The following is a 16885-nucleotide window of genomic DNA, read 5'->3' as shown; positions in this document are numbered from 1 at the left end:
GCCTCAGACCTGCGCCAGCGCCTCGTTGAGCGCCTGCTCCAGATCCGCCTTGTAGCGCAGGCATAGATGGCTCGGGCTGTGGCTTTCGCCCAACAGCCCCGATAAATCCAGATCAGTGATGTAACAGCGGTAGCGCTCGGTTTCACGGCGCTGCCCGACAATTTCCCGCGCCACCGCTGCGTATAACTGATCGCCATGGTCCATCTGGCTGAACTCACGCTGGTTGCAGAACAGCGTGACCCATTGGCCACCATGCGCGCCTTTACCGACCACCGCTTGCACCTCGTAGTAAGGCGTCAACGCCGCACTGGCGGGGATGCGCCGCGCTTCAACGCTGCGCGCCCGGCCCTTGCCCGACGGCAATAGCTGGTAATACAACAGGTCCAGTGGCGGGGCGGGGCTCTCGTCTTCCAACGGCTGGCACGCTTCCCGACGAAACAACGACGCCTGCAAAAAACGCTGCAAGGGCACCAACAGGCTCATCTCGTCATGGAACGAAACAGTCTGCTGCCACAGCACATTGCACTCGTCGAGCACGCTGAGGTCGGCCTCACCATCATTGAGTCGATAAAACACTTGAATGGCCCCCGACTTGCCTTTGGGCAGGATCAGCCCCAGGTCATCCTCGCCTAAAGCCATCGCGTCCAGATGCACCGGCCGATACGTTGCCAGGCTCTGGCTCAGATAGCCGGCCAGTGCGCTGCGGTCCGCCAGGGCCACGTGGTGTACGTGCTCTTTGGTCAACTCCAGCACATGTAGACGCTGCTCGACTTGCACCACATACCGCAGCGCTTGCCCGCTGGCACGCAGCGCCTGTGCCGTATTGAAAATCCCTTCCACCCGATGCGCGATAAATTGCGCCCGGTTGTGGCACAAGCAGCGCACGCGCAACTGCGGGGCTTCACGCCCGGTCGGTTGCGCATTGAGGTAGTCCGCCAGGCATTCAAACAGCGCATGTTCGCCATCGAAACGGCTGACGATGACCTCGTTCCAACTGTTGAGCGTGACTTGGTCCAGGGTCAGCACCAGGTTTTCGCGCACCCCGGCGTAACTCAGCGAATCCGTGCGTTCGGTGGTCATCAGGATATTCATTTCACGGTGATGCTTGAGCGGGTCAATTCCGACGTTGACCACAATCAGCACCTGCGCCGGCACACTGGGCCGCAACAACTGCGTTTCGTCCACCGCCCCCAGCGGCAACGGAATCAGTTGCTGCAAACACCCCAGCAGGTTGAACAGTTCGTACTCGCTGACATCCGTCGTGCCGGGGTTGAGGGCCAGACGGGTGCTGTTGTCGATGACCCCGTTGCGATGGCACCAGGCCAGCAACTCAAGCAGCGCAGGGCTGCGCTTGATGACCGGCGTGTGCTCCCACTCGTGCACCGCGAGGTTGCCGCGATAGACGCCCCAATGAAACTCGCCGGGTTCTTTCTTGTTTGGCGAGTGCACCAGTGTCAGCAGGTCTTGCGCCAGATTGGGCGCAATGCCGGGGTTGATGTGGTCGACCTTGCCGGCCTTGCGCTCAAACGCGGCGTACAACCGTCGCCCCAGCACATTCAAGTCACGTTTGTTGGTCAGCCCGGCGGCTTGCTCATCGCGGGCAAACTGGCTCAAAAAGCGGTAGCTGTAATTGAGCTCGTGCACCAGCGCCCGGCGTTCATGGACCGCCTGTTCGGCCTTCCATACCGGGCGGCTGTCGAGCCAGGCCAACTGTCGCTCATCCCAGCCCCACTCCCGCGCCAGACGCTCCAACAACTGGCGCTGCCATTGCGTGCCGCGTTGGGCGAGGGTGCCGGTCAGCTTGCGGTTAACCTTCAGATACAAACTGCGGCGCACCAGCTCCAGCCGCTCGACGTCGCCCCGCGCCTTGAGGTACTGCTCAATGCGCCGGTACACCACCACATACGGGTCGAGTTCATCGAGGTCCAGCTGATGGGCATACACCGCCTGCTTGAAGCGCAGGCTCAGGCACTGCACCTTCGGGTGTTCACTGGCATACACCTCGATCAGCAGCAGTTTGAGCACCGACTTGTAGGGCGACTCAATCCCTTTGAACAACTGCCACAACCCGGCCCCCACGAATTCGCCGGGCGGGATGTGTGCCAGATGCCCCAGGTCGACGGTTTCGTCAGCCCGAATAAAACGCTTGGAGAGCAGGGTGTGGGTAAATTCGGCGTAGTTGGCCTCTTCATTCGCCGGCACCCACCACCACATCGGCGTACGCCCCGCGAGCCAAATGGCGGTGCGATAAAACTCATCCAGCAATAAATAATGCTGCGTCGTACCGCAATCGTCCGTGCTCAGGCGGGCATCGCGTTCGCCAAGGGCAAAGCGGGGCGCATCAATCAGGAAAAAATGCGCATCGGCGCCTAAACCGGCGGCCCAGGCTTCCAGCAACTGGCATTTCTTGCGTAACTCTTCGAGGGCCACTTCACTCAGGTCCGGAGCATGGCAAATCCACACATCCATGTCGCTCTGATCGGTCTGTGCCAAGGTTCCCAGGCTGCCCATCAGGAACAGGCCGTGGATCGGCAACTGTGCCGTGGGCGTGCGCGCCTTGTAGGAAAACGAGCGGGTCAGGCGCTGGGCTTCGGTCAGGGCAGGGCCGTCGGGCTCATACCCGGCAACCCCGGCAGGCGTGCTGCCCGACACATAACCGGGCAACAGCGGGTGATTCACATGAAAAAACAACGGCAGCAGGCTCAGCACCGTTTGCTGACGCGGGGTCAGGCCCTCCGTTGCCCGCAGCAGGCGTGCGCGATTGACGTGAAGAAACCGCTCACGCAAATGAGTGAGTGTCTGCCGGTCAATACCTTCATTCAGATCTATCTGAATTTCCTGGGTGCGCGTCATATCAAACTCAAACCGGCTCGCTAGGCGAGAAAGAGAAGGGAGGCAACGTAGGGGGGAGTCTACAGCGAGAGTATGAAAAGGCTTAGGACGAAAGCGCTTTTGACGTCAGATTTTTTGCGGGGAGGAGACGGTAAGCCCGCGGAATCCCTCATTCACCGAAGAGATTCCGAAGGCGATCAGTGGCGTCAGGCAAGTTTTGCCAACTTCACGGCCACCAGAGGCTTGGTGGTCAGAATCGACAGTATCGTTTGCACCTGCTCTACAGCATCACGGCCCAGGCTAGTGAGGTAGCCCCCGTCAGGTTGGGTGAGGAGGTCTTTTTCATGGAGCCGCTTGGCGGCAGCGATCAGCTTTTTGTCAGCTTCTTGATGGACTTTAAGCCCTTCTTGAGTGCTGTTCAGATCGAACAGTGCAAGGACTTCCAGTTCGGCAACCAACTTAGGGGTAAACGACATAAGGACTCCAGACTATGCAGGAAAAGACGACAACGGCCCTAAGGTGAGCCTGATTAGCCTGACTGTCCAGTAACAGTTCTCGCCGGGCCCGAGCCATTTGCCGCACCTGCCCCGCGCGGTGCACGGGCGAGGCAGTTGGAGTGTAGACCGCGTATGACAATGTGCTGGCCGGTGTGGCCGGGCGGTCTGCCGCCCCGTGAACGTCCACTTCACGGCCCCGATCAGCCTGCATGGCCAGGCAGCAGAGACCGGGCAGGTCGTAAATCGTATTTCAGTTATATAAACATTCTTAAATAGTATTTTTAAGAATAATCGCGCCTCACTACTATTGCCCCCACGCCGACACGAACCCTTCGGCACCCCCTTTTTTCAGGAGCAGCACCATGAGCGCATCTCTGCGTAGCGTTGACGGCCAGGACGAAGCCACCATTCTGCGGGAAATCCAGAGCGCGCTACGTGACCTGCGCTTCGGTGCCGTGGAAATCACTGTGCACAACGCGCAAGTGGTCCAGATCGAACGTAAAGAGAAGTTCCGTCTGCAGAACCCCGGCCAAAAAAATAGCTGAATACCGCAGGCGCCCTGTCTGGGGCGCTTATAAAAACTAAAAATACACGCTGCTCTGGAGCCTCACCTATGTCCCTACGCCGTTACGCTTTGGCCGCGCTGGCCAGTGCCATTTTTGCGGGTTCTGCCGTGGCCAAAGATTACGAGTTGTTGAACGTTTCCTACGATCCAACCCGTGAGCTGTATCAGGATTACAACGCTGAATTCACTCAGTTCTGGCAGCAAAGCCATCCCGGCGACACAGTCAAAATCCAGCAATCCCATGGGGGCTCGGGCAAACAGGCCCGTGGCGTGATCGATGGCCTGCGCGCTGACGTTGTGACCCTGGCGTTGGCAGGCGACATCGACGAAATCGCCAAGTTGGGTAAAACCCTGCCGGATAACTGGCAAACCCGCCTTCCGGACGCCAGCACCCCGTACACCTCGACCATCGTGTTCCTGGTGCGCAAGGGCAACCCTAAAGGCATCAAAGACTGGAACGACCTGACCAAAGACGGCGTGTCGGTGATTACACCGAACCCGAAAACCAGTGGCGGCGCACGCTGGAATTTCCTCGCGGCCTATGCCTACGGCCTCAAGGCCAATGGTGGCGACGAAACCAAAGCCAAGGCCTATGTAGAAAAACTGTTCCAGCATGTGCCTGTGCTGGACACCGGCGCGCGCGGCTCGACCATCACCTTCGTCAACAACGGTCAGGGTGACGTGCTGCTGGCGTGGGAAAACGAAGCCTTTTTGGCGCTCAAAGAAGATGGCGGGGCAGACAAGTTCGACATCGTCGTGCCTTCACTGTCGATTCTGGCCGAGCCTCCGGTCGCCGTGGTCGACAAAAACGCGGACAAAAAAGGCAACGCCGAGATCGCAAAAGCCTACCTCGAACACCTGTACAGCCCGGCCGGTCAGGAAATTGCTGCAAAGAACTTCTACCGTCCGCGTGATGAGAAGGTCGCGGCCAAATACGCACAACAGTTTCCGAAGCTGGACCTTGTGACTATCGACAAAGACTTCGGTGGCTGGAAGACTGCCCAACCGAAATTCTTCAATGACGGTGGCGTGTTCGACCAGATCTATCAGGCGCAATAACCTGTGGGGCGGGCCTTTTAGGTATCGCTGAAAGCTAGAACATTAAGCCCGCAATCGGTTTGCGGGCTTCGTGCGTTAAACAAGGACTTTTATGTCGCGTCGTATCTCCCCCGTCATACCCGGCTTCGGGCTGACACTGGGCTACACCTTGGTGTATCTCAGCCTGATTGTGCTGATCCCCCTGGCCGCCATGTTCGTGCATGCCGCGCAGCTGACCTGGGACCAGTTTTGGGCCATCGTCACCGCCCCTCGCGTACTGGCCGCGCTCAAGTTGAGCTTCGGTACTGCCTTTGTTGCAGCACTGATCAACGGCATCATCGGCACCGTGCTGGCCTGGGTGCTGGTGCGCTACACCTTCCCGGGGCGCAAGGTCATCGATGCCATGATCGACCTGCCTTTCGCGCTGCCGACCGCGGTCGCCGGTATCGCCCTGACCGCGCTTTACGCCCCCAACGGCTGGATTGGCCAGTTCGCCACCGACCTGGGTTTCAAAATCGCCTACACCCCGATGGGTATCACCCTGGCGCTGACCTTCGTCACGCTGCCGTTCGTGGTGCGCACCGTCCAGCCGGTGCTGGCTGATATCCCGCGTGAGGTCGAAGAAGCTGCCGCGTGCCTGGGCGCCAAACCCTTGCAAGTGTTCCGCCACATTCTGGTGCCCGCGTTGTTGCCCGCCTGGCTCACCGGCTTCGCACTGGCCTTCGCCCGCGGCGTTGGCGAGTACGGCTCCGTGATTTTCATCGCCGGCAACATGCCGATGAAAACCGAGATCCTGCCGCTGCTGATCATGGTCAAGCTGGACCAATACGACTACACCGGTGCCACGGCCATTGGCGTGATGATGCTGGTGGTTTCCTTCATTTTGCTGCTGCTGATCAACCTGATTCAGCGCCGCATCGAAACCCCTTGAAGGAGGCGTCACCATGTCCAATGCCACTTTGAACGCAGCCTCCGTCGCCAACGCCGCCCGCCGTGGCAGCCCGCTGTCGCGTCGGGTACTGATTGCCTTTGGTTGGTTGTTCTTCGTCGTCTTCCTGCTGTTGCCTCTGCTGATCGTGGTTTCTCAGGGCCTGAAACTGGGCTTCGGCGCGTTCTTCGACGCCATCCTTGAGCCCGATGCCCTGTCGGCCCTGAAACTGACCGTGATCGCCGTCGCGATTTCGGTGCCGCTCAACGTGGTCTTCGGCGTCAGTGCGGCCTGGTGCGTGAGCAAATACAGCTTCCGCGGCAAAAGCATCCTCGTCACCCTGATCGACCTGCCGTTCTCGGTGTCGCCGGTGATCGCCGGTCTGGTCTACGTGCTGATGTTCGGTGCGCAGGGCTTCTTCGGTGAGTGGCTGCAAGACCATGACATCCAGATCGTGTTCGCACTGCCAGGCATCGTGCTGGCGACCATTTTTGTCACCGTGCCCTTCGTGGCGCGCGAACTGATCCCGCTGATGCAGGAGCAGGGCACGCAAGAAGAAGAAGCCGCACGCCTGCTGGGCGCCAACGGCTGGCAGATGTTCTGGCACGTCACGGTGCCCAATATCAAATGGGGCCTGATCTACGGCGTGGTGCTGTGTACCGCGCGGGCGATGGGCGAATTCGGTGCAGTGTCGGTGGTGTCCGGGCACATTCGCGGGGTGACCAACACCCTGCCGCTGCACGTCGAGATTCTCTACAACGAATACAACCACGTTGCCGCCTTCGCCGTGGCCACCCTGTTGCTGATCCTGGCGCTCTTCATCCTGCTGCTCAAGCAGTGGAGCGAATCCCGTATTAACCGCCTGCGCGCCAGCGCCGCAGAGGAATAAAGCATGTCGATCGAAGTTCGTAACGTCAGCAAAAACTTCAACGCCTTCAAGGCGCTGGACCGCATCAATCTGGACATCCAGAGTGGCGAGCTGGTGGCTTTGCTGGGGCCGTCGGGCTGCGGCAAAACCACGTTGCTGCGCATCATTGCCGGCCTGGAAACCCCGGACGAAGGCAACATCGTGTTCCACGGCGAAGACGTCTCCGGCCATGACGTGCGTGATCGCAACGTCGGGTTTGTGTTCCAGCATTACGCACTGTTCCGCCACATGACAGTGTTTGACAACGTCGCGTTCGGCCTGCGCATGAAGCCGAAAAAGGAACGCCCGAGCGAAAGCCGGATTGCCGAAAAAGTCCACGAACTGCTGAACATGGTGCAACTGGACTGGTTATCCGACCGTTACCCGGAGCAACTGTCAGGCGGCCAGCGTCAACGTATTGCCCTGGCCCGCGCCTTGGCGGTTGAGCCTAAAGTGCTGTTGCTGGACGAACCTTTCGGCGCCCTGGATGCCAAGGTGCGCAAAGAGCTGCGCCGCTGGTTGGCGCGCCTGCACGAAGACATCAACCTGACATCGGTGTTCGTCACCCACGACCAGGAAGAAGCGATGGAAGTCGCGGACCGCATCGTGGTCATGAACAAAGGCGTGATCGAGCAGATCGGCTCCCCGGGTGACGTCTACGAAAACCCGGCCAGCGATTTTGTGTACCACTTCCTGGGCGACTCCAACCGCCTGCACATCGGTGAAGACCAACACGTCCTGTTCCGTCCGCACGAAGTGTCGTTGTCACGCCATGAGATTGAAGAACACCACGCCGCCCAGGTACGCGACATCCGTCCGCTGGGCGCGACCACTCGCGTGACCTTGAAGGTTGAGGGGCAAAGCGAGTTGATCGAAGTGGAAGTGGTCAAAGACCATGACAGCCTGACCGATCTGACCCGTGGCGAGACGTTGTTCTTCAAACCGAAGGTGTGGCAGAAACACTCTAGCCTGTAACGTTCGCACGCCTCACCAAAGCCTGACGTCTCTCGACGCTCAGGCTTTTTTTAGGCGTTTGAACACTACTTCTGCACCTGAACACCTACAAAACTATCGGCTACTTCTCTCGCAAGTTACCCATCGGCCCCGACATAGCTATCCGACTTTCGCACTTAAAGTCCGCCTCTTCTCTCACAGCAAGATGCAAGGATTCGCATGAAGGAAAACCGAAGGCCCATCAAGGCACGCGCCTCCAAATGGGCGACGGGCATCACAGATGCCTTGCTCAAAAGAAATATCTCCCCCAACCAGATTTCAATCGCCAGCGTGGTCTTTGCGTTAGCCGGTGCCAGCCTGTTGATCGTGGACAACGGGGTCATGGGGTCGATCGCGTGTGCGCTCTTTATTCAACTGCGCCTGCTGTGCAATCTGCTCGATGGCATGGTGGCGATAGAGGGTGGAAAACAATCCAGCCTCGGCAGTCTCTACAACGAATTTCCGGATCGCGTGGCCGACAGTGTGCTCATCGTCGGGCTTGGCTATGCCATCGGTTATTCAGACCTTGGATGGTTTGGCGCCCTGGCTGCAGCCCTGACCGCCTATGTCAGGGTTTTTGGCGGATCGATTGGCCTTACTCAGTGTTTTAAAGGGCCCATGGCCAAACAGCACCGGATGGCTCTGATGACGGGCGCCCTCTTATTGAATGCGATTGAAACGGCCGTTTATGGCACGCACCTCGCGCTAGTGGCCACCCTGTTCATCATCGTTATCGGCTCGCTTATCACCTGCGGCACACGAACGCTCGCTATCGTCAGACAGCTAAAGGAAAACGCCCATGTGGATCAGTAACGCTCTGATTTCAGTGCTTCGTGTCCTGATTGGTGTGAACGCCCGCTGGGAGAGCCCTCCCGACCTGACCCGCCAGCGTATCTATTTCGCCAACCACACCAGCCATATGGACACACTGGCCATTATTGCGGCCCTCCCGCAAGAGGCTCGCCTTAATGTGAAGCCGGTGGCCGCAGCCGACTATTGGGGCAAGAACGCATTTCTTTCGTACATTTCAAAAAAAGGGCTGAATGCCGTATTGATTGAGCGTAAGCCAGACGCCGGTAAACCCGCGCTGGAGCCCATAATCGACGTGCTGGACGCCGGGCACTCCATCATTTTCTTTCCGGAAGGAACGCGCTCCTGCCAGGCCCTGCCGGGCGATTTCAAATCGGGTCTGTTCCGGTTGAGCGAAACGTTCCCAGAGGTCGACCTGGTGCCCGTTTATTTGGAAAACCTTCATCGCTCAATGCCTAAAGGCAAACATTTCCCCCTGCCCATTATCTGCACCATCAGGATCGGCAATCCGCTGCCCACCATCGCTGGCGAAGAGAAACAGCAATTCCTTGAGCGCGCGCGCGATGCCATCGTGAGGTTATCCAAATGACATTTGAAACCAAGTTTCTGTGGTTCTTTGCCGGGCTTGCCAGTCTGCTGGTCATCGCCTCGATCATCGGTCATGTACTGGCCAGGCGCGCGACCACCGAGCATGGCGTGGAAACGGTCGACAACCTGAATCAGCGTGTGAATGCGTGGTGGGGGATGGTGATTGTTTTCTTTACCTCCTACCTGCTCGGCAGTCATGCAACCGTCATTCTTTTCGGTTTCATTTCTCTGTTAGCGCTCCGAGAGTTCATCACGTTGGCCCCCACCAAAAGAGGCGACCATAACGCGCTGTTTGTCGCCTTTTTCATCCTTATACCGCTGCAATATGTGCTGATCGCTACCCACTGGTATTCGATGTTTACGCTATTGATCCCGGTGTATGCCTTTCTACTGCTACCCGCGATTGCGGTACTGAGTCAGGACACCGACGGGTTTTTGGAGCGCACGGCAAAAATCCAGTGGGGGGTGATGATCTGCATTTTCTGCATTAGCCACGCACCCGCGCTGTTAATGCTGGATCTGGAGGGGTTTGAGGGGCAAAACGCGTTGCTGTTGTTCTACATGGTGTTTGTGGTGCAGATGAGTGATGTCCTGCAGTACGTGTTTGGCAAGCTCTTTGGCCAACACAAAGTCGCGCCACAGGTCAGTCCTTCAAAAACCGTTGAGGGGCTGGTGGGCGGCGGTCTGGCGGCGACCCTGATTGGCGGGGGCATGTTTTGGCTGACCCCTTTCAATTTTTGGCAATCACTGTTGATGGCCTTTGTGATCGTGGTCATGGGCTTTGTCGGCGGACTGGTCATGTCAGCCATCAAGCGAAGCCTGAGCGCCAAAGATTGGGGCACATTGATCAAAGGCCACGGCGGGATGCTCGACAGAATGGACTCGGTTTGCTTTGCGGCGCCGATCTTCTTTCACCTGACACGCTACTTCTTCTCGGCCTGAAAGCCGCCCTGTGGTCGCACCGCAATAGCGACCACAGGGCGTTTTTGGCGTTAAGGCTTTTTCAACTTCGGATTGGGGAAGAATTGCACTGCCTGAACCTTGGGATCAGGCGCTTTATTCAAGGCCGAGGTATTGACCCGCGTCCCCAATTCCTTGGGTATCGACAGGCCTTGCTCATTCAAGGTGTCCGAATAACCGCATGCCACACATTCGCGGTGCGGCACGTCGTTTTCATTCCACATCATCAATTTGTCAGGCTCGCTGCACGCCGGGCAAACCGCCCCGGCGATAAAGCGTTTTTTGGTTTTGATCACGGGTGCATCGCTCATGCTGCCGAACCCTCGGTCAGGCCGCTGTGACGCAACAGCGCGTCAATCGATGGCTCACGGCCACGGAAATCCTTGAACAGCTCCATGGGCGCTTTGGAACCCCCGCGGGCCAGAATCGCCTGACGGAATGCCTTGCCGGTGTGCGGGTTGAACACGCCTTCTTCTTCAAAGCGCGAGAACGCGTCCGCCGACAGCACTTCGGCCCACTTGTAGCTGTAATAGCCCGCCGCGTAACCGCCCGCGAAGATGTGCGCAAAGCTGTTCGGGAAGCGGTTATACGCCGGTGGGCGCATGACCGAAACCTCATCGCGGATGCCGTCGAGCACTTGAGCCACACTGCGGCCGTCACCGTGGGTGGCGTGCAGTTCGAAGTCGAACAGCGAGAATTCCAGCTGGCGAACCATCATCAGGCCGGACTGGAAATTCTTGGCCGCGAGCATTTTTTGCAGCAAGTCTTGCGGCAAGGCTTCGCCGGTTTCGTAGTGACCGGAAATCAGCGCCAGGCCTTCAGGCTCCCAGCACCAGTTTTCCATGAACTGACTCGGCAGCTCGACCGCATCCCACGCCACGCCATTGATGCCGGACACGCCCGAGTGTTCGATCTCGGTCAGCATGTGGTGTAAGCCGTGACCGAACTCGTGGAACAGGGTGGTCACTTCGTCGTGTGTCAGCAGTGCAGGCTTGCCCGCCACTGCCGGGGTGAAGTTGCACACCAGGTTCGCCACCGGGCTTTGCAACACGCCAGCCGCCGTGCGGCGACGGTCGCGGGCGCCGTCCATCCACGCACCGCCGCGCTTGTTGGCGCGGGCGTACAAGTCAAAGAAGAAACGCCCGATGTGCTGGCCGTTTTCCTTGATTTCAAACAGGCGAACGTCCGGGTGCCAGGTGTCGAAACCCTTGAGTTCAACGATGTCGATGCCATACAGGGTATGCACGATATCGAACAGGCCCTTGAGCACTTTGTCGATCGGGAAGTAAGCGCGCAGGGTTTCCTGAGACACGCTGTAGCGCTGCTCGCGCAGCTTCTCGCCGAAGAAACCGCTGTCCCAGCTTTTGAGTTCCGGGCAGCCCTGTTCGGCGGCATAGGCTTGCAGCTGCTCCAGGTCACGCGCGGCAAACGGCTTGCTGCGCTTGGCCAGATCACGCAGGAAGGTCAGCACCTGCTCCGGGGTCTCGGCCATTTTGGTGGCCAGACTCAGCTCGGCAAAACTGCCGAAGCCCAGCAATTGCGCCAACTCCTGGCGCAGGTCGAGGATTTCTTCCATCACCGGGCCGTTATCGAACGTTCCGGCATTCGGGCCTTGATCCGATGCGCGGGTGCAGTACGCCGCGTAGACTTCTTCGCGCAGCGCGCGGTCTTCGGCGTAGGTCATGACTGGGTAGTAGCTCGGGAATTCGAGGGTAATCAGCCAGCCGTCCAGCCCTTTGGCTTGAGCCGCTGCCGCCATTTGCGCCTTGGCCGACTCGGTCAGGCCCGCCAGGGCCGCTTCGTCAGTGATGTGCTTGGTCCAGGCTTGCGTGGCGTCCAGCAGTTGGTTGGAGAACTTGCTGCCCAGCTCGGACAGCTTGCTCTGCACCTCGGCGTAGCGCTTTTGCTTGTCGTGCGGCAGGTCGATACCCGACAGACGGAAGTCGCGCAGCGAGTGCTCCAGAATGGTCAGTTGCGCCTGATCGAAGTCAGCGACGTGCGGGCTGTGCGCGAGGGCTTCGAACGCTTGGAACAGCTCGCGGTTCTGGCCCATCTCGGTCGAATAGGCACTCAAGGCAGGCAAACATGCCTCGTAGGCAGCCCGCAGTTCGGCGCTGTTACACACGGCATTGAGGTGGCTGACCGGGCTCCAGGCAGCGCCCAGCCGGTCGTTCAGCTCATCCATGGCCAGCACCAGACCTTCCCATGTCGGGTTTTGGCCTTGGTCTTGAAGAATTTTTTCGATGCCGGCGCGGTTGTCAGCGAGGATCTGCTCGATGGCCGGCTGCACGTGCTCAGGACGGATCGCCGAGAACGGCGGCAGGTCGTAGGGCTGCAATAGAGGGTTGTTCTCGCTCACGTTAAGCACCTTGGCTGGAAGAAACATTGGGCCATCTTAATTACAATCGCCGCAGTCCGCAGCCCTGTGACGCCCTATTACTGCTAAAGAAGGAAGCTATTTGTGTCCATCCGTCCGTTCCAGCAGCACACCCCCGCATTGGGCGAACGCGCCTTCGTTGACCGTTCGGCCGTGGTGATCGGCGATGTCGAGATCGGCGCCGACAGCTCCGTCTGGCCACTGACCGTGATTCGCGGCGACATGCACCGCATCCGTATCGGCGCGCGCACCAGCGTGCAGGACGGCTGCGTGCTGCACATCACCCACGCCGGGCCGTTCAACCCCGACGGGTTCCCGCTGCTGATCGGGGACGACGTGACCATCGCGCACAAAGTCATGCTGCATGGCTGTACCGTGGGCAGCCGCGTGCTGATCGGCATGGGCAGCATCGTGATGGACGGCGCCGTCATTGAGGACGATGTCATCGTGGGCGCAGGCAGCCTGGTGCCTCCCGGCAAGCGTCTGGACAGCGGCTTTCTGTACGTTGGCAGCCCGGTCAGGCCAGTGCGTGCGCTGACCGACAAGGAAAAGGCCTTCTTCACCTACAGCGCTGGCAACTACGTCAAACTCAAGGACCAACACTTGGCCGAAGGCTACCACCAGCCCGTTTGAGCCTCTTCAAGATCACGGCTTAGGAGCCTTGCATGCATTACCAAAACGTATTGTTCGACCTTGATGGCACGTTGACTGATCCGCGAGAAGGCATTACCCGTTCAATTCAGTACGGCCTGAGCAAAATGGGCATCGACGAACCTGACCTGAGCAAACTGGAACACTTCATTGGCCCGCCTTTGCTGCAAGCGTTCATGGCCACCTATGGCTTTGACGAGGCCCGTGCCTGGGAAGCCATGGGCTTTTACCGCGAGCGGTTTGCCGTGACCGGGCTGTATGAAAACCACGTGTTTGACGGTGTGACGCCGTTGCTGGAAGAGCTGGTCGGCCAAGGTCGGCAGCTGTTTATCGCCACCTCCAAGCCGCAAGTGTATGCCCGCGAAATCGCGCGTCATTTTGACTTCGCCCGCCACTTCAACGTGATTTACGGCAGCGAGCTGGACGGCACGCGCACCCATAAAGTCGAGCTGATCCGCCACTTGCTGACCGAGCAAGGGCTCGACCCGGCCCAGACCTTGATGATCGGCGACCGCAAGCACGACCTGATCGGCGCCCGGGAAAATGGCCTGGATGCCGCCGCCGTGGGGTATGGCTTTGGCAGTTTTGAAGAGCTGAGCGCGTTCGCGCCCACGTACCACTTCCAGACCCTGGCGCAACTGCATCAGGCGTTCAGGTAAAGGCGCTGCCGAGGTTGGGCGGGGGTCAGGCCCCGCTCAACGCATCAGCGACTGCGTTGCTCGATCGCCTGCTGCAAATCCTTGCGCCAGCCCAGCAAAAAGCCCACTTCCACCACCACAAACAAAGGGCCGACGATCAACCCGGACACGTCATCGATGAACGCCGGTTTTCGGCCTTCGTAGTAATGCCCCACGAACTGAATCACCCACCCCAGCACAAACAAGCCGACGCCCCAGCCCAGCCACAGCCCCGTGCTCAGGGCGGCGAGCCGATAACCGAGCCACACCGCCAACCCCATCAATACCGTCATCAGCAACCCGAGCCGTCGCTCAAGTCGCAGATAAAACACCGCGCAGGCCACCATCAGCACCAACGCTGGCGAGATGGCGGCCCACTGCGGGCGTGACAGCAGTGTCGCCACCGCAATCACGATCAGCGGAATGCCGACAAAGTGGCTCAGGATATTGCGCGTATCGCGGTGATACGCGGCGTACTGGCTCAAATGCTCGACGAGGGTTTTCATGGCGCCGCCTTTGGGATGAACGATCAACCCAGTGTAGGCGCTTGCCTCACACCGCGATAAAGGCCAAGGGCACATCACGCACCTGAATGGGCGCAACCGGCGTGTAGTGATCCGCGTGGGTCAGCTCATGCAGCAGCTCTTCGCGCAGTTGATGAAACGCAAAGCTGGCGCGTTGACGCGGGTGCGGCAGGTCAACGTTGACCACCTGTTTGATCCGGCCCGGACGCGGCTCAAGCACCACCACGCGGTCAGCCAAAAAGATCGCTTCTTCCACGTCGTGGGTCACCAGCACCGTGGTGATTTTCGCCCGTGCCCGAATCGCCAGCAGCTCATCCTGCATGTGCTGACGGGTCAGGGCATCCAGCGCGCCGAACGGCTCGTCCAGCAGCAGAATCCGTGGGCTGGCCACCAACCCACGAGCAATCGCCACACGTTGCGCCATGCCGCCCGACAACTGATGCGGAAGGGCGCGGGCGAAATCCGTCAAACCCACCAATTCGATGAACGCCGCCACCCGCTGACGGCGTTCCACGGGGCTGAGCGCTTCGTTGACCAGCCCCAGGCCGATGTTGTCCTCCACGCTGAGCCACGGGAACAACCGGTGCTCCTGAAACACAATCCCGCGTTCACTGCCCACGCCCGTGACCGGCTTGCCATCGACTTCAATCGTGCCGTGAAAGTCGGTGTCCAGCCCCACCAGCAGGCGCAGCAACGTCGACTTGCCGCAGCCACTGGACCCGACGATGGCGACAAACTCACCTTCAGCGATTTGCACGTTGAAATCACGGATGGCTTCCAGTGCCGCGCCATCCACTTCGAAGGTTTTGCCCACGTGGTTAAAACTGACAATCGGTGCGTTCATGCGTGTCTCCAGCGCGTTGCGCGACGTTCCAGGCGTTGGCCAATCAGGTTCAAAGCGGCGCCGGTCAGGCCGACCAGCAGCATGCCGCTGAAGATCGTGTCCATGCGCAGCAGTTGTTGCGCACCGATCATCAGGCTGCCGATGCCGCCGTTGGACGGCATGAAATATTCCGCGCCGATGGTGCCGAGCCACGCATAGATCAGGCTCAGGCGCAGTCCGGCGAAGATCCCCGGCGCGGCCCCCGGCAAGACCAGCACGCGCACGCGCTGCCATAGGCTCAGGCGCATCACCTGCGCGGCCTCTCGCAGCAGGGGCGAAAGCGTCGCCACGCTGCGTTGGGTGGCAATAAACAGCGGAAAAAAAGCAGCCAGAGCAACGAACGCCCACTTCGACAACTCGCCCAGGCCAAACCATGCCGTGAGCAGCGGCACCCACGCGAAAATCGCAATCTGGCGCAAGGCCGACAAGCTCGGCCCGAGCAACCGCTCACTGACACGCGACATCCCCAGCAGCACGCCCAGGCCAAACCCCAAACCGCCCCCCATCACCAGGCCACCCAGCGTGCGTTTCAGGCTCAAGGCCAGCGCCGTGGGCAAACTGCCGTCAACCAGCCCGGTCCAGGTGCTCTGCAACACCGCCAGCGGGCTGAGCAAAATCTGCGGGTCGACCCACTGCAACGCCACTGCCAGTTGCCACACCCCGAACAACCCCAGCGGCAGCCACCAGGACTCCAGGCGTTGCCAGCCTTGAGCACGGGGACCACGCGCCAATTGGGCAGTGGCCGCATGGGGCCAGTGCACCCATTTTTTATCCAGCCAGCCGATACCGCGGTCCATCGCCACGCCCATCACCCCGATCACCGCGATGCACACAAACACGATGTCGAGCATAAACAGCTGCCGCGCATACACCATCAAGTAGCCGATGCCTTCGCTGGACGCCAGCAACTCCACCGCCAGTAACGATGTCCAGCCCGTGGCCAGCGCCAGCCGTAACCCGGACATGAAGCCGGGCAGGGCCGCCGGGATAATCAGGCGCCGCAACCGCACCGTCAGCGGCAAGCGCAACACCTGCGCCGCCTCGCGCAACGTGGGCTGGGCATCGCGCACGCCGATCAACGTGTGCAGGGTGACGGGCACCACGATGGCCTTGATCAGCACCACCAGCTTGAGCACTTCACCGATGCCGAAAAACACCATGAACAGGGGAATCCACGCCAACGTCGGGATTTGCGCCAGTGCGCTGAAGGTCGGCAGCACCACGCGCTCGGCGCGGCGGCTCAATCCCATCGCCGCCCCCAGCACCGCACCGATGCTCACCCCCGCCAGCAACCCCACCAACAGGCGCTGCAAGCTGATGGCCAAATGTGCCCACAGCTCGCCGGAACCCAGTTCCAGCGCGCTTTGCCACACCAGCGAAGGCGGCGGCAGGATTTGCTCGCTCATCCATTGATTGCGGCTCGCCAGCCACCACAACGCCAGCAAGCTGAACGGCACAATCCAGGGCAATACCCGTTGATTGAAAGGGGGTGACCACACCTTGAACCCCAGCGGCGGGGCGGTCATCGGTGAATTGAGCAGCGAAGCCTTAGTCATCGCAGACCTCCGTTGTCGGCTGTGCGGGCGTTATCAAACCGGCTGTAGATATTTCCGTCTGATCTATAAAACGATAAAAAGCTGCCTATCGGTGATAAG

17 protein-coding genes are annotated in these 16885 nt (G+C 59.7%); 10 read left to right on the top strand and 7 right to left on the bottom strand.

Translation table 11 applies throughout. The annotated features are described in order from the left end of the window. Window positions 1–3: 3 nt before the first annotated feature. A complete protein-coding gene (locus tag IF654_RS00550) occupies window positions 4–2853 on the bottom strand; it encodes a class I adenylate cyclase (RefSeq protein WP_194862840.1) in 2850 nt (949 codons plus the stop codon). 185 nt (window positions 2854–3038) lie between these two features. After that, window positions 3039–3308 (bottom strand): TIGR02647 family protein, encoded by a 270-nt coding sequence (locus IF654_RS00545; RefSeq protein ID WP_047281573.1) that lies wholly within the window; start codon window positions 3306–3308, stop codon window positions 3039–3041. A 383-nt stretch (window positions 3309–3691) separates the two neighbouring features. Between IF654_RS00545 and oscA the strand changes: the two genes are divergently transcribed. From oscA to IF654_RS00505, 8 genes are all read left to right on the top strand, one after another. Further along, window positions 3692–3874 (top strand): sulfur starvation response protein OscA, encoded by a 183-nt coding sequence (gene oscA, locus IF654_RS00540; RefSeq protein WP_047278876.1) that lies wholly within the window; start codon window positions 3692–3694, stop codon window positions 3872–3874. 68 nt (window positions 3875–3942) lie between these two features. Beyond that, window positions 3943–4953, top strand: a complete 1011-nt coding sequence (locus IF654_RS00535) for a sulfate ABC transporter substrate-binding protein (protein ID WP_047279602.1) — start codon at window positions 3943–3945, stop codon at window positions 4951–4953. 91 nt (window positions 4954–5044) lie between these two features. Further along, window positions 5045–5863: a sulfate ABC transporter permease subunit CysT gene (cysT, locus tag IF654_RS00530; protein ID WP_047278882.1), complete on the top strand. Its 819-nt coding sequence runs from the start codon at window positions 5045–5047 to the stop codon at window positions 5861–5863. Window positions 5864–5876: 13 nt separating this feature from the next. Then, window positions 5877–6749, top strand: a complete 873-nt coding sequence (gene cysW / locus IF654_RS00525; RefSeq protein WP_047278884.1) for a sulfate ABC transporter permease subunit CysW — start codon at window positions 5877–5879, stop codon at window positions 6747–6749. A gap of 3 nt (window positions 6750–6752) precedes the next feature. Next, the gene (locus IF654_RS00520) at window positions 6753–7742 is read left to right on the top strand and encodes a sulfate/molybdate ABC transporter ATP-binding protein (protein ID WP_047278886.1); all 990 of its coding nucleotides are present in this window, start codon (window positions 6753–6755) and stop codon (window positions 7740–7742) included. Window positions 7743–7940: 198 nt separating this feature from the next. Then, window positions 7941–8573 carry a CDP-alcohol phosphatidyltransferase family protein gene (locus IF654_RS00515; RefSeq protein WP_047278889.1) on the top strand — a complete coding sequence of 211 codons (633 nt, stop codon included), beginning with the start codon at window positions 7941–7943 and terminating at the stop codon, window positions 8571–8573. Next, window positions 8560–9159 carry a lysophospholipid acyltransferase family protein gene (locus IF654_RS00510; RefSeq protein WP_094987331.1) on the top strand — a complete coding sequence of 200 codons (600 nt, stop codon included), beginning with the start codon at window positions 8560–8562 and terminating at the stop codon, window positions 9157–9159. Before IF654_RS00515 ends, IF654_RS00510 begins: the two co-directional genes overlap by 14 nt. Further along, entirely contained in the window at window positions 9156–10100 is a 945-nt protein-coding gene (locus tag IF654_RS00505; RefSeq protein ID WP_047281574.1) for a phosphatidate cytidylyltransferase, read from the top strand. The genes IF654_RS00510 and IF654_RS00505 overlap by 4 nt, the downstream gene beginning before the upstream one ends. A 50-nt stretch (window positions 10101–10150) precedes the next feature. Here IF654_RS00505 and IF654_RS00500 read toward each other — a convergent pair whose 3' ends face one another. Together IF654_RS00500 and prlC are read right to left on the bottom strand one after the other, a co-directional pair. Further along, window positions 10151–10429 (bottom strand): YheV family putative zinc ribbon protein, encoded by a 279-nt coding sequence (locus tag IF654_RS00500; protein ID WP_047278897.1) that lies wholly within the window; start codon window positions 10427–10429, stop codon window positions 10151–10153. Then, on the bottom strand, window positions 10426–12504 hold the full coding sequence (gene prlC, locus IF654_RS00495) for an oligopeptidase A (RefSeq protein WP_170320281.1): 2079 nt from the start codon (window positions 12502–12504) through the stop codon (window positions 10426–10428). Before prlC ends, IF654_RS00500 begins: the two co-directional genes overlap by 4 nt. Window positions 12505–12579: 75 nt before the next feature. On the opposite strand from prlC, the gene IF654_RS00490 reads away from it, so the two are divergent. Further along, window positions 12580–13128 carry a gamma carbonic anhydrase family protein gene (locus IF654_RS00490; protein ID WP_047279606.1) on the top strand — a complete coding sequence of 183 codons (549 nt, stop codon included), beginning with the start codon at window positions 12580–12582 and terminating at the stop codon, window positions 13126–13128. A gap of 32 nt (window positions 13129–13160) precedes the next feature. Beyond that, window positions 13161–13805, top strand: coding sequence for an HAD family hydrolase (locus tag IF654_RS00485; protein ID WP_047283305.1), 645 nt, complete (start codon window positions 13161–13163; stop codon window positions 13803–13805). A gap of 44 nt (window positions 13806–13849) precedes the next feature. Here IF654_RS00485 and IF654_RS00480 read toward each other — a convergent pair whose 3' ends face one another. The 3 genes from IF654_RS00480 to IF654_RS00470 are packed head-to-tail and all read right to left on the bottom strand — an operon-like array spanning window position 13850 to window position 16786. After that, a complete protein-coding gene (locus tag IF654_RS00480) occupies window positions 13850–14329 on the bottom strand; it encodes an Mpo1 family 2-hydroxy fatty acid dioxygenase (protein WP_094987332.1) in 480 nt (159 codons plus the stop codon). Between the two features lie 46 nt (window positions 14330–14375). Then, complete coding sequence (locus IF654_RS00475) at window positions 14376–15191, bottom strand: ABC transporter ATP-binding protein (protein ID WP_047279608.1); 816 nt, start codon at window positions 15189–15191, stop codon at window positions 14376–14378. Beyond that, entirely contained in the window at window positions 15188–16786 is a 1599-nt protein-coding gene (locus IF654_RS00470) for an ABC transporter permease (protein WP_194862841.1), read from the bottom strand. Before IF654_RS00470 ends, IF654_RS00475 begins: the two co-directional genes overlap by 4 nt. Between the last annotated feature and the right edge of the window lie 99 nt (window positions 16787–16885).

Origin of the sequence: Pseudomonas lundensis, assembly GCF_015377145.2 — a bacterium.
Lineage (GTDB): Bacteria > Pseudomonadota > Gammaproteobacteria > Pseudomonadales > Pseudomonadaceae > Aquipseudomonas > Aquipseudomonas lundensis.
The sequence above is the reverse complement of the archived record's forward strand: the minus strand, read 5'-3'. Positions and strand labels throughout refer to the sequence as shown.

Coding starts and splice junctions, on each gene's coding strand:
- IF654_RS00470 (WP_194862841.1), bottom strand. CDS start 16,786: ATGACTAAGGCTTCGCTGCTCAATTCACCGATGACCGCCCCGCCGCTG.
- IF654_RS00475 (WP_047279608.1), bottom strand. CDS start 15,191: ATGAACGCACCGATTGTCAGTTTTAACCACGTGGGCAAAACCTTCGAA.
- IF654_RS00480 (WP_094987332.1), bottom strand. CDS start 14,329: ATGAAAACCCTCGTCGAGCATTTGAGCCAGTACGCCGCGTATCACCGC.
- IF654_RS00510 (WP_094987331.1), top strand. CDS start 8,560: ATGTGGATCAGTAACGCTCTGATTTCAGTGCTTCGTGTCCTGATTGGT.
- cysT (WP_047278882.1), top strand. CDS start 5,045: ATGTCGCGTCGTATCTCCCCCGTCATACCCGGCTTCGGGCTGACACTG.
- IF654_RS00535 (WP_047279602.1), top strand. CDS start 3,943: ATGTCCCTACGCCGTTACGCTTTGGCCGCGCTGGCCAGTGCCATTTTT.
- oscA (WP_047278876.1), top strand. CDS start 3,692: ATGAGCGCATCTCTGCGTAGCGTTGACGGCCAGGACGAAGCCACCATT.
- cysW (WP_047278884.1), top strand. CDS start 5,877: ATGTCCAATGCCACTTTGAACGCAGCCTCCGTCGCCAACGCCGCCCGC.
- IF654_RS00500 (WP_047278897.1), bottom strand. CDS start 10,429: ATGAGCGATGCACCCGTGATCAAAACCAAAAAACGCTTTATCGCCGGG.
- prlC (WP_170320281.1), bottom strand. CDS start 12,504: ATGTTTCTTCCAGCCAAGGTGCTTAACGTGAGCGAGAACAACCCTCTA.
- IF654_RS00545 (WP_047281573.1), bottom strand. CDS start 3,308: ATGTCGTTTACCCCTAAGTTGGTTGCCGAACTGGAAGTCCTTGCACTG.
- IF654_RS00520 (WP_047278886.1), top strand. CDS start 6,753: ATGTCGATCGAAGTTCGTAACGTCAGCAAAAACTTCAACGCCTTCAAG.
- IF654_RS00485 (WP_047283305.1), top strand. CDS start 13,161: ATGCATTACCAAAACGTATTGTTCGACCTTGATGGCACGTTGACTGAT.
- IF654_RS00550 (WP_194862840.1), bottom strand. CDS start 2,853: ATGACGCGCACCCAGGAAATTCAGATAGATCTGAATGAAGGTATTGAC.
- IF654_RS00515 (WP_047278889.1), top strand. CDS start 7,941: ATGAAGGAAAACCGAAGGCCCATCAAGGCACGCGCCTCCAAATGGGCG.
- IF654_RS00505 (WP_047281574.1), top strand. CDS start 9,156: ATGACATTTGAAACCAAGTTTCTGTGGTTCTTTGCCGGGCTTGCCAGT.